The 24,248-nt window shown below is 40.2% G+C and carries 21 protein-coding genes and 4 pseudogenes; 19 read left to right on the top strand and 6 right to left on the bottom strand.

Translation table 11 applies throughout. From position 1 onward, the window contains the following. Positions 1-1,362, bottom strand: a 1,362-nt coding sequence (locus L650_RS0118070; RefSeq protein WP_174380548.1) for an insulinase family protein, incomplete at its 3' end; no start/stop codon positions are given. 183 nt (positions 1,363-1,545) lie between these two features. Between L650_RS0118070 and sixA the strand changes: the two genes are divergently transcribed. Then, positions 1,546-2,016 (top strand): phosphohistidine phosphatase SixA, encoded by a 471-nt coding sequence (gene sixA, locus L650_RS0118065; RefSeq protein ID WP_004587298.1) that lies wholly within the window; start codon positions 1,546-1,548, stop codon positions 2,014-2,016. A 15-nt stretch (positions 2,017-2,031) separates the two neighbouring features. After that, positions 2,032-2,382 carry a RidA family protein gene (locus L650_RS0118060; protein WP_004587297.1) on the top strand — a complete coding sequence of 117 codons (351 nt, stop codon included), beginning with the start codon at positions 2,032-2,034 and terminating at the stop codon, positions 2,380-2,382. Positions 2,383-2,388: 6 nt separating this feature from the next. Here L650_RS0118060 and L650_RS0118055 read toward each other — a convergent pair whose 3' ends face one another. Together L650_RS0118055 and smrB are read right to left on the bottom strand one after the other, a co-directional pair. After that, a complete protein-coding gene (locus L650_RS0118055) occupies positions 2,389-3,321 on the bottom strand; it encodes an AEC family transporter (RefSeq protein WP_029773970.1) in 933 nt (310 codons plus the stop codon). A gap of 15 nt (positions 3,322-3,336) precedes the next feature. After that, positions 3,337-3,894: an endonuclease SmrB gene (gene smrB / locus L650_RS0118050; protein WP_024031888.1), complete on the bottom strand. Its 558-nt coding sequence runs from the start codon at positions 3,892-3,894 to the stop codon at positions 3,337-3,339. Positions 3,895-4,045: 151 nt separating this feature from the next. On the opposite strand from smrB, the gene prmB reads away from it, so the two are divergent. From prmB to L650_RS0118010, 8 genes and pseudogenes are all read left to right on the top strand, one after another. Then, positions 4,046-4,981, top strand: coding sequence for a 50S ribosomal protein L3 N(5)-glutamine methyltransferase (prmB, locus tag L650_RS0118045; protein WP_004587294.1), 936 nt, complete (start codon positions 4,046-4,048; stop codon positions 4,979-4,981). A 58-nt stretch (positions 4,982-5,039) separates the two neighbouring features. Further along, positions 5,040-6,118: pseudogene (gene aroC, locus L650_RS0118040) on the top strand (chorismate synthase). A gap of 119 nt (positions 6,119-6,237) precedes the next feature. Next, complete coding sequence (locus tag L650_RS0118035) at positions 6,238-6,615, top strand: DUF4112 domain-containing protein (RefSeq protein WP_024031891.1); 378 nt, start codon at positions 6,238-6,240, stop codon at positions 6,613-6,615. A gap of 118 nt (positions 6,616-6,733) precedes the next feature. Further along, the gene (locus tag L650_RS0118030) at positions 6,734-7,381 is read left to right on the top strand and encodes a glutathione S-transferase family protein (RefSeq protein WP_029773969.1); all 648 of its coding nucleotides are present in this window, start codon (positions 6,734-6,736) and stop codon (positions 7,379-7,381) included. Between the two features lie 101 nt (positions 7,382-7,482). After that, a pseudogene (locus L650_RS0118025) lies at positions 7,483-8,032 on the top strand (elongation factor P hydroxylase). After that, complete coding sequence (locus L650_RS0118020) at positions 8,022-9,152, top strand: ATP-NAD kinase family protein (RefSeq protein WP_029773968.1); 1,131 nt, start codon at positions 8,022-8,024, stop codon at positions 9,150-9,152. The pseudogene L650_RS0118025 and the gene L650_RS0118020 overlap by 11 nt, the downstream one beginning before the upstream one ends. A 4-nt stretch (positions 9,153-9,156) precedes the next feature. Next, a complete protein-coding gene (locus L650_RS0118015; protein WP_004587288.1) occupies positions 9,157-9,432 on the top strand; it encodes a YfcL family protein in 276 nt (91 codons plus the stop codon). A 151-nt stretch (positions 9,433-9,583) separates the two neighbouring features. Next, positions 9,584-11,141, top strand: a pseudogene (locus L650_RS0118010) (AbgT family transporter). 81 nt (positions 11,142-11,222) lie between these two features. On the opposite strand, the gene L650_RS24640 reads toward L650_RS0118010, so the two are convergent. From L650_RS24640 to L650_RS0117995, 3 genes and pseudogenes are all read right to left on the bottom strand, one after another. Continuing rightward, entirely contained in the window at positions 11,223-11,537 is a 315-nt protein-coding gene (locus tag L650_RS24640) for a hypothetical protein (protein WP_223230602.1), read from the bottom strand. A gap of 407 nt (positions 11,538-11,944) precedes the next feature. Further along, a pseudogene (locus L650_RS0118000) lies at positions 11,945-13,757 on the bottom strand (DEAD/DEAH box helicase). Between the two features lie 162 nt (positions 13,758-13,919). Next, entirely contained in the window at positions 13,920-14,183 is a 264-nt protein-coding gene (locus tag L650_RS0117995) for a GrxA family glutaredoxin (protein ID WP_004587283.1), read from the bottom strand. A gap of 261 nt (positions 14,184-14,444) precedes the next feature. On the opposite strand from L650_RS0117995, the gene L650_RS0117990 reads away from it, so the two are divergent. From L650_RS0117990 to L650_RS0117950, 9 genes are all read left to right on the top strand, one after another. Further along, on the top strand, positions 14,445-15,476 hold the full coding sequence (locus L650_RS0117990; protein ID WP_223230601.1) for a response regulator: 1,032 nt from the start codon (positions 14,445-14,447) through the stop codon (positions 15,474-15,476). A gap of 21 nt (positions 15,477-15,497) precedes the next feature. Continuing rightward, the gene (locus L650_RS0117985) at positions 15,498-16,094 is read left to right on the top strand and encodes an isochorismatase family cysteine hydrolase (protein ID WP_004585874.1); all 597 of its coding nucleotides are present in this window, start codon (positions 15,498-15,500) and stop codon (positions 16,092-16,094) included. After that, positions 16,087-18,906, top strand: a complete 2,820-nt coding sequence (locus L650_RS0117980) for a PAS domain-containing hybrid sensor histidine kinase/response regulator (RefSeq protein ID WP_085065522.1) — start codon at positions 16,087-16,089, stop codon at positions 18,904-18,906. Before L650_RS0117985 ends, L650_RS0117980 begins: the two co-directional genes overlap by 8 nt. A gap of 541 nt (positions 18,907-19,447) precedes the next feature. After that, complete coding sequence (locus L650_RS0117975; RefSeq protein ID WP_024033795.1) at positions 19,448-19,738, top strand: hypothetical protein; 291 nt, start codon at positions 19,448-19,450, stop codon at positions 19,736-19,738. Between the two features lie 299 nt (positions 19,739-20,037). Next, positions 20,038-20,859, top strand: a complete 822-nt coding sequence (locus L650_RS0117970; RefSeq protein WP_223230600.1) for a putative bifunctional diguanylate cyclase/phosphodiesterase — start codon at positions 20,038-20,040, stop codon at positions 20,857-20,859. An 86-nt stretch (positions 20,860-20,945) separates the two neighbouring features. Further along, the gene (locus L650_RS0117965; RefSeq protein WP_029773962.1) at positions 20,946-21,317 is read left to right on the top strand and encodes an Hpt domain-containing protein; all 372 of its coding nucleotides are present in this window, start codon (positions 20,946-20,948) and stop codon (positions 21,315-21,317) included. Between the two features lie 11 nt (positions 21,318-21,328). Then, positions 21,329-22,723 (top strand): sigma-54-dependent transcriptional regulator, encoded by a 1,395-nt coding sequence (locus L650_RS0117960; protein ID WP_029773961.1) that lies wholly within the window; start codon positions 21,329-21,331, stop codon positions 22,721-22,723. Between the two features lie 258 nt (positions 22,724-22,981). Next, positions 22,982-23,512 (top strand): peroxiredoxin-like family protein, encoded by a 531-nt coding sequence (locus L650_RS0117955; RefSeq protein WP_004585879.1) that lies wholly within the window; start codon positions 22,982-22,984, stop codon positions 23,510-23,512. 247 nt (positions 23,513-23,759) lie between these two features. Continuing rightward, positions 23,760-24,206 carry an Hsp20 family protein gene (locus tag L650_RS0117950; RefSeq protein ID WP_004585880.1) on the top strand — a complete coding sequence of 149 codons (447 nt, stop codon included), beginning with the start codon at positions 23,760-23,762 and terminating at the stop codon, positions 24,204-24,206. The last annotated feature ends 42 nt before the right edge of the window (positions 24,207-24,248 follow it).

Genomic DNA, 24,248 nt, shown 5'->3' with positions numbered 1-24,248 from the left:
CTCCAGCCAATGCGGCGAAATTGGCTCAACTTTGTAAGGGGTGTTGTACCACGCGGTGGTGTGCTCTGCCTCTACGCCTGGATGAATAAGTACTAAGCGCATATTATGCGGGGTAAGCCATTGCATCGCCATTTCGTGAGTGGCTTTATTAAAGCCCTCCATTAAGTAATCGCCTTGCACATAGTTAGCTTCGTCGTAGTGTTGCATATTAATGCTTAGGTTACTTACCCAATCTATTAAGCGCGATTTTTCTTGGTTATCAAACGCAATTTGTAACAGGTTTTTTTTATCTTGATACAGGCGCGGTAGTTTGTCGGTGTTATCGTTGATTAGACAAATATACTCAAACACAATTTCTATTATGTCTTCAAAGTATTCAATGCCTTCATCGGTAAGCGCCATGCTAATGTTAAAATCTTTAAAGTTACTGCCATTTATACCGCCGCCGGCAGAAAGTGCGTTAATCCACCCTTGTTCTTTTAAAATAGAGTACAGCGAGCCTGCGCCTTCGTAGCCTAGTAAATGGGCTATAAAGCTGACGGTTTTGTGGCGATAAAAGTCATCGATATTTGGCATAGCAAAACTAATAATGAGTTTTTGCATGTGCTTGTGTGGTTCAATGTGCAGTACTTTGCCAATATCTTGCGCGCGATATAATGGCTCCTCAATAGGGGCTTTAAGCGCACCTTTATGGCCATTAATGCCACTAAAATAACGATGCGTCCACTGCGCGAGTGTATCAAGCGGTTCGTTGGCACAAATTACCAGTGTCATCCACTGCGCTTGATAGTGCTTATTAAAAAAATCTCTTAACTCGTCACTAATGCAGCGCTCTCTATCGGCGAGGGTATGTAAATTACCCACCGAAAATTTAGCAAAGGGGTGGGCTGGGTTTACGGTTTCTTTATGAGCCTGATAAATACGACGCCCATCATCTTTTATTTTTAATTTAAACTCAGCCTCTATGGCATTACGTTCTTTTTCGGTTTCAGCTGGGTTTAATAATGGAGCAATAAAAAAACGGCTAAATTGCGCAAGTGCTTTTTCAATGGCTTGGTTATTAATATCAAAGTAATAGCACGTGTGTTCAGTGCCGGTCCAGGCGTTGGTGTTCCCGCCCGATTGAGACACAAAATTATTAAAGCTTCCAGAATCAGGGTATTGGTCGGTACCTAAAAAAAGCATATGCTCTAAAAAGTGTGCAAGGCCTTGCCTGTCAAGGGGGTCATCAAAATGGCCAGCGTTAACCGCTATAGAAGCAGCGGCTTTAGTTGAATCTTTATCTTGCACTAATAATACTTTTAGCCCATTGTCGAGTGTAATGGCGCGGTATGCTCTGTTATCATTGCGGCTGATATTCAAATGATGCTCCTGAAACTAGACGTTTACTTGTTAACAACAGATGATAGCTTCAGGACAGCGAAAAAATAGCGAAAAGATTTACCTGAATATCATGAGAGAATTATTCTTTGGAATAATAGTTAATATAGCGGACAAATGGGCAAACTGGCTACTGTTTTATATTCATTAATCGGTTGATTTTTTATGAAAACAATCTTAATTATGCGCCACGGCGAAGCGACACCGATGCAAGCTAACGACGCAGCAAGAAACCTAACTCCGAAAGGCCATGCAGAAGCAGAAAAAATGGGCTTATGGCTACACAAACACTTTTCTGTTGATGCGTTATTGGTAAGTCCTTACTCGCGCGCGCAGCAAACGGCTAAAGAAGTTGAAAAAAACAATGTATTTAAATTTAGTGAAACCTGTAGCGACATAATCCCCGAGGGAAAGCCACAAATAGCAGCTGATTATTTAGAAACACTTATTGCCATGCATCCTCAGTGTAATACCTGGTTGGTGGTCGCCCATATGCCTATTGTGAGCTATATAGTTGATCAGCTCAGCCCGGGTAATATGCCTATTTTTAACACCGCAGCAGTTGCTGTAATTCAGTATGACGAAACATCACAGCGCAGTGAATATGTAAATATTAACGCGCCTGCCAACATATAGAGAAAAGAGATAACAATGAGTATAGAACGCCTTGAAACGGGTGCGCGCATGAGCCGTATAGTTAAACATAATGGAACCGTTTATTTATGCGGACAAGTATGCAGCGATGCAGAGCAAAACATTACAGAGCAAACGCAAACTATGCTCGACAAAGTAGAGGCCTTACTTGAGCAGGCGGGGAGTTCTAAAAAGCATATGCTAAGCGCAACTATTTACGTTAAGAGCATGGAATATTTTGCCGATATGAATGCAGTATGGGATGCATGGGTGCCAGAAGGTTATGCACCAGCACGCGCCTGTGTTGAAGCTAAAATGGCGCGCGATGCGCTATTGGTCGAAATTTCGGTAGTGGCCGCACTTAAATAAGCGATTTTATAAAAGCACAGCAAGCCAAAACGAAAAGCTTACAACACTAAGCACCGTTGAAAGCACCACTGCACCGGCGAGCGTAACTTGATGCGTATTTAATTGGCTTGCAATTAAATACGCATTAACGCCAACAGGCGAGGCGCTTAGCAATACCAGTACGTTACGAATTTGCGTATCTAGTACAAACATCCACGTAGCTGCTACACACACAGCAGCAGGCAAAATCAGTATTTTTAACAGTGAAGAAATAAGGGCCGGCTGCCAATTTGCTGCCACCTTATAAAGCACCAAATTAGCGCCTAACACAAATAAAGCACATGCAATAGCAGGGCTGGCGAGTAGCTCTAAGGCATTGGCTAAATTCGCAAATAATGTAATTCCCGACACATTTAAAAGTAATCCACAGCCAATACTTAACACAATAGGGTTAAGGACCATGTTTTTAGCAAATTTTGCCCACGAGAAGTCAGCTGTGTTTCCTTTCGCGCCTATTAAATAAGTTAACGCAAAAAGCAGCGTACTATGAAATGTGATGATCATAAAGGCGATAGCAATCATGTCTTTGCCAAGTGAAGCAATAACAATGGGTATACCCACTAACACCATATTTGAATAACTACCGGCAAGACCAAACACACTATGCTGTTGATAATTTCCAGCATTGGCTTGTTTAGTTAAATAGTACCTATCAATAAGTATGCCCAAAGCAAATACCGCTAATACAGGAATATAAAAGCTTAAAAATGCTTCGAGGCTAATACTTTGATGCAAATTTATTTGCGACATATTGAGCATTAAAAAGGCGGGTAAGCTCACATAAAAAGTAAATTTACTTAAGCCGGCAATATGCTGCTGATTAAAAAACTTAAAATAACAACAGGTGTAGCCCAGTGCGACAATAAAAATTAAGGGAAAAATAATCGAAAAAATTTGCACGTATTCTTCCTTTAATTAGCGTCTAAACTCATCGCTTTGCGGTAAATCAATTAAAATCAGCACGGCACCGCGCCCGCCATATTCTAGCGGTGCTTGGTGCATGGCAATTACATCGGGGTGCTGTACCAAATACTGCGGTACTTTGTGTTTTAAAACACGCTCGCCAATGCCATGCACTATGCACGCGCAGTAATAATGCTGTTTTTTGCACTCGTGAATAAGCCCCGCGAGTTCATCTTTTGCACGTTCTTTATTAAGCCCGTGCAGGTCGAGTGTTAAATCGGGCGCAAAGTCGCCGCGTCGTAACTGTTTTGCTAAAAAAGAGTCGTGGCCATTTTGCACGTAATTAATGGTGCTATTTGTGTCTATATCGGGAATATATTCGTCAGAGAAGAAAAATTCAGACTCAACCTGCTTTTTTTGCTGGGCAAATTGCTTCGCTTGTGACACCTTAGGTTTTGTATCAAACCTATGGGTATCTTGTTTAAACACCTTAGCGCCTGTAATTGTTTGGCGAAAAAGGTCAATGTCGTCATTGCTTAGGGACGATTGTGATGAGATGTCTTTTTTCATAAATTTTACCTAAACAAAAAAACGTAAAAACGCAGCGCAAAAGGCGGTACAATATAAAGGTGAGGGGCAATTGTAATTTGCTCAGCACAGTTAGGCAATGCAATCGTCGCAAAGACTCAAAACAGTCAGTTAGCTAAAACAGGTAAAAAATATGAGTGATTTACAAATAGAAGAAGCAACACTTGATGAAGCTGTTGCAGAACTGTCAACGTTACATGACTGGTTACGCTGGACTACAAGCCAATTTGCAAGTAGTGGAATATTTTTTGGACATGGCACAGATAACGCGTGGGATGAAGCTGTTAGCTTATTACTTCCTGCACTAAGTTTACCTATTGATGCCCCCAAAGAGTTAATGCATGCGCGGTTAACAAGCACAGAAAAAAACCGCCTAGCAGGGTTAATCGCAGAGCGCATAAATGACTGCACGCCGGTTCCTTATTTAACAAACATTGCTTGGTTTGCGGGCATGCCATTTTATGTTGATGAGCGTGTGCTTATTCCGCGCTCGCCGTTTGCTGAACTTATTGCTAATAAGTTTTCACCGTGGCTTGAGCAGCCGCAAAGCGTTAACCGTATTTTAGATTTATGCACAGGCTCTGCTTGTATTGCTATTGCGCTTGCTCAGGCGTTTGAAACGGCGCAAGTAGATGCGGTTGATATTTCGTATGAAGCGCTTGAAGTAGCAGATATAAACATAAACGACTATATGCTAAGTGACCGCGTACTGCCTATTCAGTCAGATGTATTTAGTGGTGTACCAGGGCAAAAGTATGACCTAATAGTAGCCAACCCACCGTATGTTGATGCTGAGGACATGGCTGATTTACCACGAGAATTTCATCATGAGCCTGAGCTTGGTTTAGCATCTGGGCATGATGGCTTAGACGTTACCCGTACTATTTTAGAGCATGCTAGCAATCATCTAACTGATAACGGTTTGTTATTTGTAGAAGTTGGTAACTCTATGGTACATATGGATGCTTTGTATCCGGGCGCCCCATTTGAGTGGGTTGAGTTTGAGCAAGGCGGCTTAGGTGTATTTGTAATAAGCAAAGCGCAGCTTGATACGTATTTTGCAAAATAAATTTTAGGCCGAGCGTATGCTCGGCAACTTTTGTAGTCATTAGGAATGAGGAAAGTTAATGGCAGGTAATAGCATAGGGCAGTTGTTTAAAGTGTCCACCTTTGGTGAGAGCCACGGCGTTGCCCTAGGCGGTGTTGTAGATGGTACTCCCGCAGGCCTTGAGATCACAGAGGCTGACTTACAAATTGATTTAGACCGTCGTAAACCTGGGCAAAGCCGCTATACAACGCAGCGCCGAGAAGACGATCAGATAAAAATTCTTTCAGGCGTTTTTGAAGGTAAAACCACAGGCACAAGCATTGGTTTACTTATCGAAAATACCGATCAGCGCTCAAAAGACTACGGTAAAATTAAAGATGTGTTTCGCCCAGGTCATGGCGATTACACTTACTGGCACAAATACGGCCTGCGCGATTATCGCGGCGGTGGTCGCTCTTCTGCGCGTGAAACCGCAATTCGTGTAGCGGCAGGCGCAATTGCTAAAAAATACTTAAAGCAGTTTCATGGTATTGAAGTAAAAGCATGTTTAAGCCAACTTGGGCCAATAAAAGCCGAAAGTTACGACTGGGATGAAGTTGAAAACAACTTATTCTTTTTCCCTGATGCAAGTAAGCTAGAAGCGCTTGATGAGTACATGCGAGACCTTAAAAAGCAAGGTGACTCAGTGGGCGCTAAAGTAAAAGTAGTGGCTANGGCGAGCCTGTATTTGATAGGCTAGATGCTGAGATTGCGCATTCACTAATGAGCATTAATGCCGTTAAAGGTGTAGAAATTGGCGATGGCTTTGATGTGGTAGAGCAGAAAGGCTCAGAGCATCGTGATGAATTAACCCCAGAAGGCTTTACCTCAAACCACGCGGGTGGCGTACTTGCTGGTATTTCTACAGGGCAAGATATTATTGCCTCTATTGCGCTTAAGCCTACATCAAGTATCACTATTCCAGGTAAAAGTATTAATACTGAAAACGAAGCAGTAGAGATGATCACCAAAGGGCGCCACGATCCGTGTGTTGGTATTCGTGCAATTCCTATTGCTGAGGCAATGATGGCCATCACCTTAATGGACCATTTACTGCGCCAGCGCGGGCAAAACCCACATGTTAACCACGAATATGGACCAATTAACGGCTCTGTTTAACCGTTAATATTTTAAAAAAGCGCGGGGGACCGCGTTTTTTTGTGCCTGTAACTTGCATTTAAGCCTTTCAGGGGTTGTTCAAGTTTGCGCTATATACTGTTTTAAGGAGGAGAGTAATCATGAACGATAATAAGCACGATAACACACACCTTGAAACCCAAGCTGCTATAGCAAGGCTAGAGCGCTTTAGTAAGCTTACAGACAGCAGCATTGGCATTCCTTTTACTAAATTTAATATTGGCTTAGAGGCTGTGATTGGTTTAATACCCGTTATAGGTGATGCCGCAGGACTTATTTTATCAAGCTATGTACTGGTAGAGGCGCAGCGTTTGGGCGTAAGTAAACGCATAAAAACGAAGATGATCATTAATATGCTGATTGATTTTGTAGGCGGCTTAGTTCCATTTTTTGGCGATATATTTGATGCTTTTTTTAAAGCCAACACCCGCAATACCCGTTTATTAAAAAAACATTTAAATGCGCAGTTAGCTAATTGATAGTAATACTGTTTTTTTAGAGGCTTTAAATTTAACATTAAGAATAAAAAACAAAGTGTTGTTGGTTGTTTAATCACCTAGTAAGGTAGGGAAGCCTATTCACTTTGGTATATACAAAATGCAATTATTTATCGGTAATAAAAACTATTCTAGCTGGTCATTACGCGCATGGTATTTAATGAGTAAATTTGGTGTCCCGTTTGACGAAACCCAGCTTGTGCTCGACACCAGTAACTTTTACGACGAACTAAAACAACACTTCCACGTTCAAAAAGTGCCGGCGTTAATTGATGGTGATTTGCAAGTGTGGGACTCGCTCGCAATTTGTGAATATATTAACGATGCCCATTTATCGGGAGCAGGGTGGCCTAAATATATTACTCAGCGAGCTACAGCGCGCGCATTAAGCGCTGAAATGCATGCCGGCTTTATGGCACTGAGAAACGAAATGCCGATGAATATAAGAGCCACACGTAAAGTAACGCTATCAAGTGCTGCACTAAAAGATATTCAACGTATTGATGAGATATTTTCCCAGCAGCAAGATATGTTTCCTAATGAATGGTTTTTTGGCGACTTTAGTATTGCCGATGCGATGTACGCCCCCATTGTACTTCGTTTAAAAACGTATCAGATTACCTTATCCCCAGCGGCGCAGCAGTATTGTGATTTTGTGATGCGTTGCCCTGTTTTGCAAAAGTGGATAACCCAAGCACTTACAGAAACCGATATAGTGCAGTGCGATGAGGCGGGAGTAGAGGTATAACTCGCTCATCACTTTTACTTTAAAGGTAAAAGCCCGTACAATTCGTCTCGTTTTTAGTGCGCTAATTTTGCGCTGTAACCGAGACGAATTAATCAGTTTTTATGCATCATATAGCCGATCTTATATCTATTTTCGATAGTGTTTTTTATCAAAGCCATAACACTCGCTTAGTAAAAGGCGATGATGAGCCTGTTTATCTACCTGCCAATAATACCCATGGTTTTAATCAAATTGTATTTGCACACGGCTTTTACGCCAGTGCCCTACATGAAATAGCGCATTGGTTAGTGGCTGGCAATAAACGCAGAGAGCTTGAAGATTATGGGTATTGGTACTGCCCAGATGGGCGAGATAAACACCAGCAGGCTGAATTTGAAAACGTAGAAATAAAACCACAAGCCANGGCTGCTCAGCACCGCTGCTGGCTTTGATTTTAATGTGTCGGTAGATAACTTGAACGGTGAGCAAACTTGTCGGTTTGACTTTCAGGCGCGAGTACACCAGCAAGTATTAATGTTATTAGAGCAGGGAGTTAACGCACGTACCCATGCATTATTAAAAGCGTTAAGTGATTTTTATAAAACACCGTGGCCGTTAACCGCTCAACAATTTAATTGGCACCACCCTCAGGAGTTACAAAATGCAGTTTAAGTTAGGCTTAATTATTAACCCTGTTGCAGGACTTGGTGGCAGCGTTGCTTTAAAAGGCAGTGATGGCGAAAACACTGCTGCAAAGGCAATTGAGCTGGGTGCGCAAGCCAAAGCTAACAGCCGCACACAGGCTGCCCTAGAAGTACTTGTACCCTATAAAGAGCAGTTAACAATTTATACTGTAAATGGCGATATGGGCGAAAAAGCAGCACGCGCACTAGGCTTTAATGTTGAAGTAATTTATACCGCCAATACCGTAACAAGCGCCGATGATACAGAGGCTAGCGCTAAACTACTTAAAAATTTAGGCGTAGATTTAGTCCTGTTTGCTGGTGGCGATGGTACTGCGCGCAATATTTGTCATGCCATAGAAGATACCGTACCAGTGCTGGGTATACCTGCTGGCTGTAAAATTCACTCTGGCGTATATGCAATTACACCTAAAGCAGCAGGGCGCGTAGTAGAAATGCTAGTAAAAGGCGAGCTAGTTACACTTGCAGATGCCGATGTAATGGATATTGATGAAGAGGCGTTTAGGCAAGGCACCGTAAAAGCTAAGCGCTACGGAGAAATGCAAATACCAAGCGAAGTACGTTATGTACAAGCGGTTAAAAATGGTGGTAAAGAAACAGACGAATTAGTACTTGCCGACATTGCAGCGCATGTGGTGAGCGAAATGGATGAAGACACTTATTACATTATGGGTAGTGGCTCAACTGTTGAAGCAATAATGCAAGAAATGGGGCTGGATAATACTTTATTAGGCGTAGATTTAATTAAAGATCAAACCCTAGTTGCGCAAGACTTAACTGCTAAACAGCTACTTGAGTACACGCACGGGCAAGCTACTCAATTAGTTATTACATTAATAGGCGGGCAAGGCCATATTTTTGGCCGAGGGAATCAGCAGCTAAGCCCGGAGCTTATTCGCACTATTGGCAAAGAAAACATTATTGTGGTGGCAACTAAAACCAAATTACACGCGTTGAACGGGCGTCCACTTATTTGTGACACCGGCGACAGCGCTTTAGATGATGAATTAACAGGTTACATTAAAGTAACCACCGGCTATAACGACCATATTATGTATGCTGTCGGTTATGAAAACCAGGAGAAGTAACACAATGAGTTTAGTGAATTATATTGATGCTGCGCAGCAATACTTTGATGATTTAGTGATTAAAGCAACAGATGATGAGCTGTTCGCTGGTGGTTACTTGCGCGGACATTACGACCTTGCAGTAGGCTATGCAGAAGTAGAAGAGCTGACAATCTCTATTGATGAGCTCAACGAAACCGTGGAACAAAGCTTAGTAAAAGCATACCGCAATGGCGAGCTAAACGAAGAAGATAAAACCTTGGTTGTTAGGCTTTGGGAAGAAGTGAAAGCCCTCGCTTAACCGATGTTTAGTTCACAATTATAAAAACGCGGCGACGATAACGAAGCCGCGTTTTTTTATGCTCTATTTGTGCCCATAATAGATTTATTGGTTAATTTACTGTTACACATTAATAGTATATTGTTACTTAAACCTATTTTGGGAGCTTTAAATGAACAATAATAATCAAGCTGCGGTACCTACAGGGTTAATCGCGCGTTTTTTAAACTTTGTGGAGCGAGTTGGTAACAAACTTCCCGATCCGGCGATTATTTTCTTATTCGCTATGTTACTTATTTGGTTGTGCTCGTGGTTACTGTCGGGGGTGAGCTTTGACGCGTTAGACCCACGGACAGGCCAAGCCATTGTTGTAAATAACCTATTAGAGGGCGACTCACTCGCCTCGTTTTTATCTTCCATGGTAAAAACCTTTACCGGCTTTGCACCGCTAGGGGTGGTACTGGTTGCCATGTTAGGTGTGGGAGTGGCTGAGCACTCAGGTTATATCAATACAGGCCTTAAGCTAATGCTTAAAGTTACCCCAAGGCAACTGCTAACCCCTTCAGTCATTTTGGTAGCTATTGTAAGCCATACAGCAACCGATGCTGGCTACGTATTAGTGATCCCATTAGCGGGTGTTATTTTCTTTGCCGCAGGGCGANCACCCATTAGCGGGTATTGCAGCCGCATTTGCTGGTGTGAGTGGTGGATTTGGCGCTAACTTTATCCCATCAGGAATAGACCCATTACTGCAAAGCTTTACCCAAAGTGCAGCGCAAATTATTAACCCCGATATGTCGATTAACCCCCTTAATAACTGGGCGTTCACTTCTGCCTCGAGTTTATTTATTGTGTTATTAGGCTGGTATATCACTGACAAAATAATAGAGCCTCGGTTAAAAAACACAGCACTTAATGAAGACACCCAAAACTTACCCGCGTTTGATGAAGCTAAAAGTGATGAAAAACGTGCTTTTTTTATAGCCAGTAGCGTAATGATTGCAGGACTTGCTTTACTTGCATTTGTATCCGCTCCTGCCGATTCTGCAATGCGCAGTGCTGATGGCTCACTAACTAATTTTAGATCGCCCCTGATGCAATCTATCGTGCCTTTAATCTTTTTATTATTTTGGATACCCGGTGCCGTGTATGGTTTTACCGTTGGTACCTTTAAAACCTCAAAAGATATGATAGATGCGATGAGTACCGCGATGAGTGGCATGGCTTATTACATTGTAATGGCGTTCTTTTGTGCGTTATTTATTGCTGCGTTTTCTAAGTCTAACTTAGGGGCATTAATGGCCATTGAAGGGGCGCAGCTTTTAAAAGCAATGGAGTTGCCCAGCGCCGTAACGGTTGTGGGTATTATATTTTTAACCGGCTTTGTAAACTTGTTCGTTGGCTCAAGCTCAGCAAAATGGGCATTACTGGGGCCTATTTTTGTACCAATGTTAATGCAGCTAGGTATATCACCCGATTTAACCCAAGCGGCTTACAGAATCGGAGACTCTAGCTCAAACATTATTACCCCACTTATGCCGTATTTCCCATTGGTTGTGGTGTACTGCCAAAAGTACGTAAAAGATACTGGTATAGGCACGCTTATCGCGCTTATGATCCCTTACTCAATCGCGTTTATGATTGGCTGGAGTATTTTCTTGCTAGGGTATTGGGCACTCGGTATTCCGTTAGGGTTAGATGCTAGTTACGTTTATCCGGCGTTACCTTAACTTAAACTTTAATTTATGAACCTCACTCACTGGAGTGAGGTTTTTTATATAAAAATGCAGCAATGTAAAAAGTAGTGTTAATTACCTTTCTAATTCTCTCACTGTATAGCCAAATAAACTCGCCTCACCAACAATATACACATAATCGTTTTTGTTATTCATTATTGTAGACTTATCGTCGTACCATCTAAAGTCGTGCGTTTTGTTAGTTGTAGGGTCTTTAAAGTATAAACGAGTACAACTATCTTCATAATCAGACCCACATTCTTGTACATCGGTCAGGATATATTCCTTATACCAATAATCGCCTTGCGTGTAGTAAGCCCATAATTTAATAGGATCAGAGATAAAAATATAGAGTATTCCATAGATTAATAAAGGGGATAATGGGTACATGAAAATGGATTCTAATTTCATTTTAGTATCTGAGAAATTGTATTTGAGTGATTCTCTATATTTACTGCAGCGTCTATATTTATTGAATATAAGTATATTTAAATAGATAAATAGTGCACAACAGATAATAGGGAGGGTTATAAAGAAAACAACGTCGTATAGTTCATTTGAGATGAATGGTGGGTCTGTAAAGTCCATTAAAATAGGTATAGTGATGCATAATAAAATGGGGAGTACTATTGCTACAAAGAGCAAGTTGTCGTAAATCTTTTTCAATTTTAATTCGTCCATGAATTATAGCATTAGCTTAGTTTACAGGATTTTTGTTATTACTGAAGCAGTGGCTTTAAAACAAAAAAACCTTGGCACTTTCGTGGCAAGGTTTTTTATAACGTAAGCTATAAAGCTTAGTTAGATGTGAAGCTCACAGGGCGACGTTCTTTACGAGGACCGCCACGCTTATCACCACGTTGGTTGTCTTTGTTAAAGCTACGCTTTTTATCACCACTTGGGCGCTCAGCGCGTTCACCACGTGGCTCAGCTGGGCCTTGATCTTGTGTTAGTGTCATACCCATTGGGCGTTTACAAATAAACACTTTTTGGAAGTGATCAAGTACATCTTTAGGCATGTTTTGCGGTAATTGTACCGTACTGTGACTGTCGTGTAGACGAATGTCACCAATAAACTTGCTTGAGATATCAGCTTCGTTAGCAATCGCGCCAACAATGTTTTTAACCTGTACACCGTGCTCACGACCCACTTCGATACGGTAAGTATCCATAGGGCCTGNGGCTGTTACGCTCGCGAGGTTTACGCTCAGGGCGGTCACCACGTTCGTTACGACGACGGTCATTACGATCGCCACGCTCGTTACGTGTATTACGCTCGTTGCGAGGTTGAATCTTAACTTCTTCAACTTTAATTGGCGACTGTTGCTGTGCTAAACACAGTAATGCACCCGCTAGGTCTTCTAAAGATAAGTCTAGTTTTTGTGCCATGCTAGCAGCAACTTCATTGAAGAACGTAATGTCTTTGTTTTCAAGAGCAAGCGTAAGCTTTTCTTTTAACGCATTAATACGTTTTTCTTCAACTACTTTAGCTGTAGGTAGCTCAACTTGTGCAATTTCAGACTTAGTATGGCGAATAATATTTTTAAGCAAGTAACGTTCGTTATGCTTAACAAATAAAATTGCTTTACCAGTACGACCAGCACGACCTGTACGGCCGATACGGTGAACGTAGGCTTCTGAGTCTTGTGGAATATCGTAGTTGATAACTAAGCTTAAACGGTCTACATCAAGACCACGTGCTGCTACGTCTGTTGCAATAACAACGTTTAGCATACCGCTTTTTAAGCGATCTACCGTGCGTTCACGTGCTTGCTGGTTCATGTCACCATTAAGTGGCGCAGCAGAGAAACCTTCGCGCTCTAGTAACTCAGCAAGTTGCACAGTGTCGTTACGTGTACGTACGAAAACAATAGCACCTTCGTATTGCTCTGCTTCTAAGAAACGAACAATGGCTTTGTTTTTATGTACGTGTGCATTCCAAAACACTTGCTCAACAGATGATACAGTTGAGTTACGCGCAGAAATATGAACCTGTTCAGGGTTATTCATATATTTGCTGCTGATGTTTTGAATTTGCTTAGGCATGGTCGCAGAGAAAAGACATGTTTGCTTTTCGCGCGGTGTTTTTTCCATGATGTTTTCAACATCATCGATAAAGCCCATACGTAACATTTCATCGGCTTCATCAAGTACAAGTGCTTGTAAAGCATCAAACTTGATAGTGCCACGGTTTATGTGATCGATTAATCGACCCGGAGTAGCAACAATAATTTGTGCGCCACGACGAAGTGCGCTTAATTGAATGCTGTAGCTTTGGCCACCGTACAGTGCTAATACTTCAACACCACGAGTACCTTTTGCATATTGTTCAAATGCCTCAGCAACTTGGATCGCAAGCTCACGTGTTGGTGTGAGTACAAGGATCTGTGGCTGTTTCACAGACGGGTCAATATTGTTTAGTAACGGCAGTGCAAATGCTGCAGTTTTACCTGTACCCGTTTGTGCTAGTCCCAGTACGTCCTTTCTTTCTAGCAATAACGGTATACATTGAGCTTGGATTTCAGATGGTGTCTTGTAACCCAACTCTTCAACTGCCTTTAAAATTGCAGGAGAAAGATTTAGAGATTCAAACGTGACTGGTTCTGACATTAATACGCCTCAACGAATTTAAAGAGGCGCGCATTGTATAGGAAATACGAGGCAATTGCTTGTATAAATTACAACTAATTTGTATGTGGTTGATGTTGGTCGAAATTTAACCAGTTTAAATTTTTGATTTTTTAAACTGGTTAACAAGCTATATACAAAGCGTTATTTATATAGGCCTAGATTTTCTTTTGCGTAAGCTTCAAATTCAGTAAATCCACCAATGTGGGTTTGATCGACAAAAATTTGTGGCACAGTTGGGCATGGTTTTCCTGCAGACTTTTCTAAATCCGCTTTGCTAATGCCTTCTTTGATAATATCGATGTAACGAAACTTAAAATCATCACGCTCATTTGATAGTTGTTCGGCAACGTCTTTAGCACGTACACAAAATGGGCAGCCTTCGCGGCCAAAAATTACTGTAAGCATAATACTCTCCTCAATTTAGTTGGGTTCATATTAAACGATTAATTAATAATTTAAAGCGCAAAAAATCGATTGGTTAATTCTGTTTTACTGTTAACTCGCTTAATTACTCATTTGCCATGCATTTTGAATTGCAATTTGCAAAAGCGCATTTATGCAAAGGATGTGTAATTTTTAAATCTAATGAATTCATCGTATTAGTAAAGACGCTGCAAGTGGCATGTAAATTGATATTTAACTACAGAGCCATTCTTATTAGGAACGATGATGAGTAATAACAGCCATGTTTTAGAAATTATTCAAGGGGTAATTGCCCGCTTTTGCAAAGCAGACAACACAAATGTGGCAATTACACTCATCAACAAATTACAGTGTAATTATATTTGTTTACAGGTGTCTCCTGAGCAAATGATTATCCAGTGTGAAGCGTTTATTTTGCCTTCGCTAAAAGCCGCTAAAAGCCATTTTCTGCTAACAGTAGAGGCCAATTTACAGGGTATTAATTTAAATTACTGGGTAGATTCGAATCCTGAAATGCACACCATTGATATACACGGTTTACTTGCAACCCGTGAGCCAATTTCAGCGGTAGATACAAACAAAGAGCTTATTAGCGCAGCTAATAGTAAAGTCGACTTAGAGCAAAGCATTCATTACCTAGTTAACTTTAGTGCGCAAAACTATGGTTTAAAACTCGCCGACAGCAACCACACCAACGCTTTAAAAATTGAAGATGCGCGTCACCTATCTGCAGAGCAACTTGCGAGTGATTTTTTAAATAGTGGGGCGTCTCAGAGTATAAAAATTTGCGCATTTGATGCGCTCAGTGAGCTGCAAAGCCATCACGCTATTTCTCAACCTGTATTGGCGTGGCCGTTTTTTGATACTGACTTAGTAAATGCGGTTAATAATTTAAATACCCACAGCAAATTATCTGTATTGGTTGCTGATGACAGCTTGCCAAGCCAAGTTGCGACCAAAGTCATGCTTGAAATGCTTGGCTGCGCAGTCACCTGTGCAGAAAATGGCTCAAGTGCCTTACTTATTGCCCAGCAAGAACCTTTCGATTTACTGCTGTTAGATGAGCGTATGCCAGGTATGTTTGGCAGTGATGTGGCTCAGCAGCTTATTAAACAAAACACCCCAAACGATAACACGCCAAAAGTTATTTTAACGGGCATTACTGAGGAGCAACAAATTGCTCAGTTGTTCGAAAAAGGGGTGACGCACTATCTTCAAAAACCGGTAACAAAAGCTGTATTAGAAGAGTTTATTAAGCCTTGGCAAGCTGCCTAAAGGCCCGTTTAGGAGGACGTTATGAACGATTTATCAAAAACAGCTTTGCTGCTCATTGGTTTTCAAAATGATTACTTTTCGCCTGATGGCATTTTATACCAAGTGGTTGAAGAGTCATCAAGAGTAACCGGCGTGGTAAATAACACGTTAGCGCTGCTAGACAAATACATAGATAAATTTGCATTAGTGCTCAGTACGCCTATTCACTTTACACAAGATTATAGCGAGCTTAAAAACCCAATTGGTATTTTAAAAGTGATTGCCGAAGTAGGGGCTTTTAAAGCCGACTCTTATGGTGCTCAAGGCATTAAAGAGTTTGATAAATATGGCAAACGTATTATGCAAATACCCGGTAAACGCGGGTTAAATGCGTTTACTCATACAGAGCTTGCAAATGTGCTTAATAAAAATGGCATCACTAACATTGTTTTAGCAGGCACGGTGACCTCTATTTGCATTGACTCTACGGCGCGTTCTGCGGTAGAGCTTGGCTTTAATGTGACGGTACTTAATGACTGTACATCAAGCAGAACGCCGTTTGAGCAATCATTTTACTGTGAAGAGGTTTTTCCGCTTTATGCCAAGGTGTGCAGCCACACAGAATTAGTAAATGAATGAGGCGCATATGGAAGAAAAAGACGAGCTACAAGTACAAGTTCATTACGCGCTAATAGAGCAGCTTTCTGCAAATACCCGCAGGCAAACTAAGTTACTTGCCTTACTTGATGAATGTGTATTTGAATGTGATAAACATTTAGTGTTTAGCTACGTGAACGAAGCATGGCTTAATAAGTTGGGTTTTACGCCGGCCATGCTCATAGGTAAAAAAATCACATCGCTGTTAGAGACCAAAGACTCGTTAAAGCTGTCAGCGTATATTGAGTCTATTTTTGAAGGCGTTTTTAGTGCCAGTATAGAGCTGCAAGTAAAAAATAATGACGGCCTTACTAACTGGTTTGAAATGCGCTTGGCCTGCGACGATAGCGGCGGGTTTATTGGCTCGTTACACGACATTCAACGACATAAAGACTACCAATACTTACTCACCCAGCAACAAGAGTACGCTAAGCGACTTTCTTTAGTGGCAAGCCACACCAATAATTTAGTTATAATTACCGACCGATTTGGCAAAATAGAATGGGTTAATAAAAGCTTTGAAACGCTTACTAGTTATAAATGTGAAGAAGTCATCGGGCTTAGCCCCGGTAAACTGTTGCAAGGGCCTAAAACAAGCCTAGAGTCGCGCCAGTTAATGGCTAAAGCGATTAAAAATGCCGAGCCTTTTCAAATAGAAACCGTTAATTATGATAAAAATAAAAACGAATACTGGGTTGCTATTGATGCTACCCCTGTAAAAGATGATGACGGTAATGTTAAGCATTTTATAGCCATAGAAACCAACATTACCCAGCGTGTAAAAGCTGAACAAGCCATGGCTGAAATAGAATATAACTACCACTCTGTGGTCGATAACATCCCTGATATTGTATTGAGGTTAGATGCGCAGGGCGGGTTATTGTTTATGAACAAAGCATGGCAAGATTTTTTCCAAACAGACATAAATAAACACCTTGGCTTACCCATTGCTAATTTTGTAATGGGCGAGGATGTGGAAAAGCTAAATACTGCACTTACAGGCTACAGTAGTGGCAACCGAGAAGTTAAACGTTTAGATATTAGGTTAACCAATGCGCTTAATGAGCCAAATTGGGTTGAAATGACCCTCACACCCATTACTTCATTTAATGGCACACACTTAACCTCTATAGCGGCGACCGTGGTTGATATTCAAGAACGTGTGATAGCTGAACAAATACTCTTAGATGCTAAGCACCAGGCTGAATCGCTGGCTGAGTCTAAAAGTCGCTTTATGGCCAATATAAGCCATGAAATACGCACACCTTTAAATGCAGTGATTGGCTGTGCAGATATCTTACACGACACTGGGCTTACAACAGATCAAAAACGTTACACCCAAATGATTAAAACAAGTTCAGATGCATTATTGAGTATTTTAGATGACGTGCTGACCTACTCACGCTTTGAAGCGCAAGCAATCTCAATAGATAATCAGCCATTTAGCCTCGATATTTGCTTAGAAGAGGCTATTGATATTGTAAGTGAAAGCGCCGTGCAAAAAGGCCTCGAACTTATTTTTGATCTGCACCCTGATGTTCCTGCGCAGGTGGTGGGCGATCATGGTCGTATAAGGCAAATTGCAATAAATTTACTCTCAAATGCAATTAAGTTTACTCAAAATGGTTCACTTATAGTGACAGCACGGTGTGTTGAGTTTGAAAATAATAAATTTACGTTGCAGCTTAGCTTTAAAGATACAGGAATAGGGATTGCGCAAAATAAGCTCGAGAGTATGTTTAAGCCGTTTATACAATCGGATAACTCTATCACTCGGGAATATGGCGGCAGTGGATTAGGTTTAGCCATATGTAAGCAAATATGTGATGCTGCAGGGGGCAGCATTACTGTTAACTCGCAGTTTGGTAAAGGGAGTGAGTTTATTGTGAATTACCCTTTATTAATAGATACAAGCGAGCAGGTGCAAAGAGAAGGCTTTTCTGCCAGAGCCAAAAAGCCCTATGTGTGTGTAATAAGTAAAAACTTGGCATTAAACAATGCGATAGAGCATATGCTTACTCGCCATTCGATAGATTTTTCACGCTTTGAAAACATCGAAAAGCTAGACAGTATCGATACGCCCGACGCTATTGTTACCACTAATAAAGCCGATTTAGATGCAGCGCAACAATTTTTAAAAAGTTACAAGAGCCTAAATAAACCGTGTTTATTACTCATAGACCTACTGGGTAAAAACCAAAAAACAGAGGCGCCGAGCTCTGGTATGTTGATGTTTAATGGGCCTTTTAAGCCTTCGCATTTGCCCAGAGCGATTGCTGCGCTTGAGGAAGAGCTTTTTCATCTTGATATTATTTTTACTAATAAAAAAGAAACCACACTAAACACAGCCACTATTAATGCTCAGACATTTAAAGGTACGCACGTACTCGTGGTTGAAGACAATAAAAATAACCAAATTGTGATTCAGCAATTTTTAGAGCAGCAAGGGTGCTTAGTCAAAATAGCCAGTAATGGGCAAGAGGCGATTGAAAAAGTTCAAACGCAAACAATAGATTTAATATTTATGGATATTCAAATGCCAATTTTAGACGGTATTTCTGCCACTAAAAAAATCAGAGAGTTAGCTATTGTCACCCCTATTATAGCGTTAACAGCGAATGCCATTCATGGAGATAAAGAGCGTTTTATTAAAGCAGGAATGAATGACTATTTAGCTAAACCAATTATTAGCGAAAAACTCAATTTGCTCTTAAATCAATACTTACCAAAACTTAATGACGCTAAACACTCTAAGTTAGAGCGCATTAACGAAATTTGGTCGTTATTAAAGTAACAAGCAATGCAACCGTGCTTTTAGGTTAATAGTTATAGATGGCCTTAAGGTATTTATGATTAAAGTTTTTAGTTGTTAAGTAAATAAACATAAATAGTGGGTTTAGCAAAAATTTAACCTCAAAAGGTTAAAATTGACTGTTTTCTCAAAAAAAGCGATGGCGATTGAGTAATGCGTAGTCAATTACTTTTACTGCCTAAAAAGCCTTAATATATTAAGCAAAACTGTAAATAATGCTGAAATACTAATCCTTTTTAATTGATTGGGTTGTGTAGGTTGGTTCTTAATGGTTATTTTTAAATTGGTTTGCATTTTGCAAATCAAAATGAAATTGAAATCTCATAATGCAAATATCCGCTCAGCTATTTTTTATTATCCCTATCAAAGTAATTAATTTACCCATTGTTTTATAAAGACTTAAATTTTTTATCATCATTAAATTTATTTTGGCATGGCTTTCGCAATATAAACACCAAGTAGAGCGAAGTTATCGTTGATATAAATTTGCTAAGTAGTTAAATAAATTTTAAGGGTGTCCATTATGCAAACTAATACTAAAGTTAAACAGCAACCAAAAAAAATGTCTTTTGTTCTTACTCCAGAGTTAATGGTGCTGTCTATTATTATTGTTGCAGCTGTTATTGTTGGTGCAACAGCACTGCGAGGCACCGTTACTATTGAACCTGTTAATAAAGGCAATACCGAGATGTTCACCAATAAATTTAGCAATAGTGATTTAGATAATGCCACTATTGAAAGCAACACATTAAACTACGCTCAAAACATAGATGAGCAATCTGCCCAATCAGGCACACAAGGTTTAAACAACTAAACAATACTTCTCCTTTAGTATTTATTTCGGCTGACTCTAAGCAATTAGGTCAGCCTTTTTATTTTTAAAGCCACTTTATACCCAAACCATCGCTTACTCCTGCTCCCACTTTAAATCAGCTTGCGTGTCAGTGTGATTTGCAAAATGCAAATATATAGATCAATAATTTTAGACTAACAACCCGACTTTAACTAATTGAATTTTATGTATTTATTTTTTGTTTTTGACGGCTCGTTTTGGTCTGTAATTTGCAATTTATGTAACAAGCTTACGGTGAGCCCTTATTTGTGGAGAAATTTATGAATGCTTTTAAAAGTTTAGAGCCTATCAATACGGTCAACATTGCACGCTGGCATGAACTTGAGCAAATTATGGCTCATGCAATGAAAAACCATTGTTTTAATATGGTGTACCAGCCGCTTGTATCTTTAACAAGTGGGCAATTAGTTGGCTTTGAATCATTAGTGCGCTGCGAATCTTCACGCTATGGTGTTGTTGGCCCAGATGAATTTATTCCGCATGTAGAACAGTCAGGTATGATTTTAGATTTAGGTGATTGGATTTTTAAGCAAACCCTAAGCGATTTAAGCCAAATGAGAAAAATAGGTATGAATGATATAACTATTTCATTGAATATTTCGCCGGTACAAATTATTGAAGGGGATGTGTTTTCTAAAGTAATGAGCTTACTTGATAAGTATAAAATAGACCCCGCAGCCATAAAAGTAGAATTAACAGAAACAGCATTAATAAAAAGTCCGCAGCGTATTGCTAAAACATTTGAGCATTTTCATAAAGAAGGGGTAAAAATTTGGCTAGACGATTTTGGAACGGGCTATGCCTCTTTAGGCCTTTTAAGGCAGTTTAATATTGATGGGCTAAAAATAGATCGCAGCTTTATAAGTGGCATTACAACGAACAATGAAGACTTTACCCTGTGTAGCGCAATTATTGCTATGGCGCAAAGACTCGGGTTAGAAACCATTGCTGAGGGGATTGAACAGCGCGAGCAATTACAAATATTAGAGCAGCTAGGGTGTGATGTAGCACAAGGTTACTTACTCGGAAGACCAAGCAGTTTAGCTAATAATACGGCGACATGGGTAAAAATGTACACTTAACTTAATGTTTAGATTTGCAAAATGCGAAAAACGACTTACTCTAAATGTATAAAGCTTCGTATCACAATAATAAATAAAGGCCTAATATGCCAATACCTGAAGAATATATTGATAACACCATCACTCAAGCTCATGTGCTAGCGCAATTAGAGCAAGATGTTGGCTCACTTACTTTAGTAAGGCTGGTAAACTTATTTATTAATGAATTAGAAGAAATGCGAGTTCGTCTTAAAAATGCAGTTGATGAGCAAGATGAAGATAATATTAAAGATATAATGCACGTACTTAAAAATTCTGCGGCGCTATATGGCGCATTAACTTTGGCAGCCCTTGCCAGTCAATTACATGATTACCCCCCTGTTACCATTGAAGAAAATATTCACGCTGCTCAGATCGTTCAACATAATCTAGAAAAAACCCATGCTGCATACCAAGTTATTGCTAATAATATTACCTAAAAGGCTCTGCCATGAACGATTCTCAAAAAAAATCACTGGTTTATATAGTAGAAGACAGCATTGCAAGCGGGGCTCTTTATGCGAGTCAATTAGAGCAAGCAGGGCACGAATGTAAACACTTTACCGATGGCTACTCTGCCTTGGTAGGTATAAAAGAGGTGATGCCTGATGTCATTGTCCAAGATGTTTGTTTGCCCGATATTAGTGGTTTAGAAGTGCTGCAGTTTGTTAAAAAGCAAGAAAAGCCCGCTAACGTAGTCATGATCACCTCAAATAGCTCTATTGATGTTGCAGTAGAGGCAATGCGTTTAGGTGGTTTTGATTTTTTAGAAAAACCGTTTTCAGGCCAGCGCTTAGTGAGCGCCGTAGATAGCGCGCTTTCGCAAAAAGCACCTCCTGCAGTTAAAATTCAAGAACAAAAAGCGCAAAACACTTCCGGGTTTATTGGTGAATCGTTAGCAATGCAAACGGTGTTTAGGCTTTTAGATAGTGCAGCGCGAAGCAAAGCATGTGTTTTTATTACAGGTGAGAGTGGCACAGGTAAAGAGGTGTGCGCGCAAACTTTGCACGACACTAGCCCACGAAGTGAAGGGCCATTTATTGCAATTAACTGTGCTGCTATTCCAGGAGAGTTATTTGAGTCAGAGTTTTTTGGCCATGTAAAAGGGGCCTTTAGCGGAGCGCTAAGTGACAGGAAAGGGGCTGTAGAAGTTGCAAACGGTGGTACTTTATTTTTAGATGAGCTGTGTGAAATGGAGCTCAACCTACAGGCTAAGTTATTGCGTTTTTTACAAACGGGTGCGTTTAATCGGGTAGGTAGTAGCGAGGTTTTACACAGTAATGTAAGGCTAGTGTGTGCAACAAATAGAAGCCCTGTAGTTGAAGTTGCCGAAGGGCGTTTTAGAGAAGATTTATACTATAGGCTTAATGTTATTCCTGTAAAGTTACCTCCGCTACGCGAGCGAGCTGGCGATATAATGTTGCTTGCAAAGCATATTTTAAAGCAAAAAAGTGAAAGTAACGCTAAGTTATTCCATCGCTTTTCAAAAGAAGTTGAAAACCTTTTTTGTAACTACGATTGGCCCGGTAATATCCGTGAGCTGCAAAATGTTATCGAAAATATCGTTGTTATCAACGAGGGTGAGGTAGTTGAGTTAGATATGTTGCCAAGCTCATTTGGTGTTAATTCTGCTATTCCAATCAAAAACAGCAGCTCGTCTCAATCTGCAGAGCAAATACAAACTAACTCGCTTATGGGCGTACACGACATAGAGCCCCTGTGGCAAGTTGAAAAAAGGGCAATAGAGTCGGCAATAGCCGTATGCGATGATAACATTCCACTTGCTGCGGCCTATTTAGGCGTAAGCGCCTCGACTATTTACAGAAAAATAAAAGGCTGGAGTTAGCTTTACGTTTCTTATTTACATCTGCTTGGTGTTTATACTGTGCTAATGCTACTTAAAAAGAACAACATGCCTGTTTTATCTAACATTTTATTATTCTGCTTACAGCTTATAATTCTCCTAATCACATTAAACAAGGCTACTTAGTAAAAGCGAGTCACCTGCCATTTCGTTCTCAGTTACATTTTCATGGTTGAAATAAACAAAGATACCCTAAGCTCTATTACTACACCCTAAGTTTAATAGTAAAAGGAGATCACAATGAGTAACGTTAATTTACAGCCAGCGAGTGTAATGCAGCCTTTAGTGGTAAGCGATTTAGATAACAATGACGTGAATTTAGTTGACCGCGTAAGCGACAAACCTTGGAAAATGATAGTGGTGTACAGAGGCCAGCATTGCCCTAAATGTACCGAGCAACTCAACGAGCTTGCAACAATGCATGACGATTTTGCCAGCGCAGGTGTAGAAGTTGTAGCAGTAAGTGGCGATAGCGAAGAGCAGCTTAAAAAGCATCTTGAAAAAATAGACGTAAATTTCCCTCTTTATTACAATTTAACCATTGAGCAAATGACTGATCTAGGCTTATACATTAGTGAACCGCGCAGTGATGCTGAAACAGATCACCCATTTTCTGAGCCTTGTATTATTGTCTTAAACGAAGATAACCAAGTACAGATGCTTGATAAATCAAATAGCCCATTTGTTCGCCCAAGCCTTAAGCAGGTGCTAGGCGGTATTAAATTTTCACGCGAAAACGACTATCCAATTCGCGGTACTTTTATTAAGTAACGTGTATTGAGTAATTTGATGAATATACGAAGAGGGCACTTTTTTGTGCCCTTTTTTATTTTTTTTCACTTTTTTTAATTTAATTACTTGAAAACTATTTTACTGCCCATAAATAGTTTAGTGAGGACGCCTGATGGGTCCCAAAAAATACAGAAGTTATTGAAATTTATATTATTAATTTAATTATGTTGTACTTGTTCAAACGAAAAGTAACAACATTATATCGCTTAAATATGAGGATATTATTATGCGTACAGTAGACTTATCACCACTTTATCGTTCATTCATCGGCTTTGATCATTTAGCATCTTTAATGGATGCGGCAGCTCGTACAGACAAGCAGCCTAGCTTTCCTCCTTATAATATCGAAGCACTAGATAAAGACAAATACAGAATCACTATGGCCGTTGCTGGTTTTAGTGAAAATGAACTCACCATTGAGTCAGAGAACAACACTTTAAAAGTTGCAGGCACTAAACCAAACAAAGATGAAAATGAAGAGCGCAAGTTTATTCATCAAGGTATTGCGGAACGTAACTTTGAGCGTAAGTTTCAACTTGGGGATCATGTAAAAGTACTCGGTGCCGATTTAGCCAACGGTCTGCTTAGCATTGACCTGGAGCGCGAAATCCCAGAAGCACTTAAACCTCGTAAAATTGAAATTGGCGGTGGAAACCTAATTGAAGGTAAATAATCGCTAATAAACATTTTCCCTGATTGTAGCCGCCTCAACTGA

The organism is Pseudoalteromonas sp. TB51 (genome assembly GCF_000498055.1).
Lineage (GTDB): Bacteria > Pseudomonadota > Gammaproteobacteria > Enterobacterales > Alteromonadaceae > Pseudoalteromonas > Pseudoalteromonas atlantica.
Note: the sequence above shows the minus strand (reverse complement) of the source record. Positions and strands in the feature narration are given on the sequence as shown.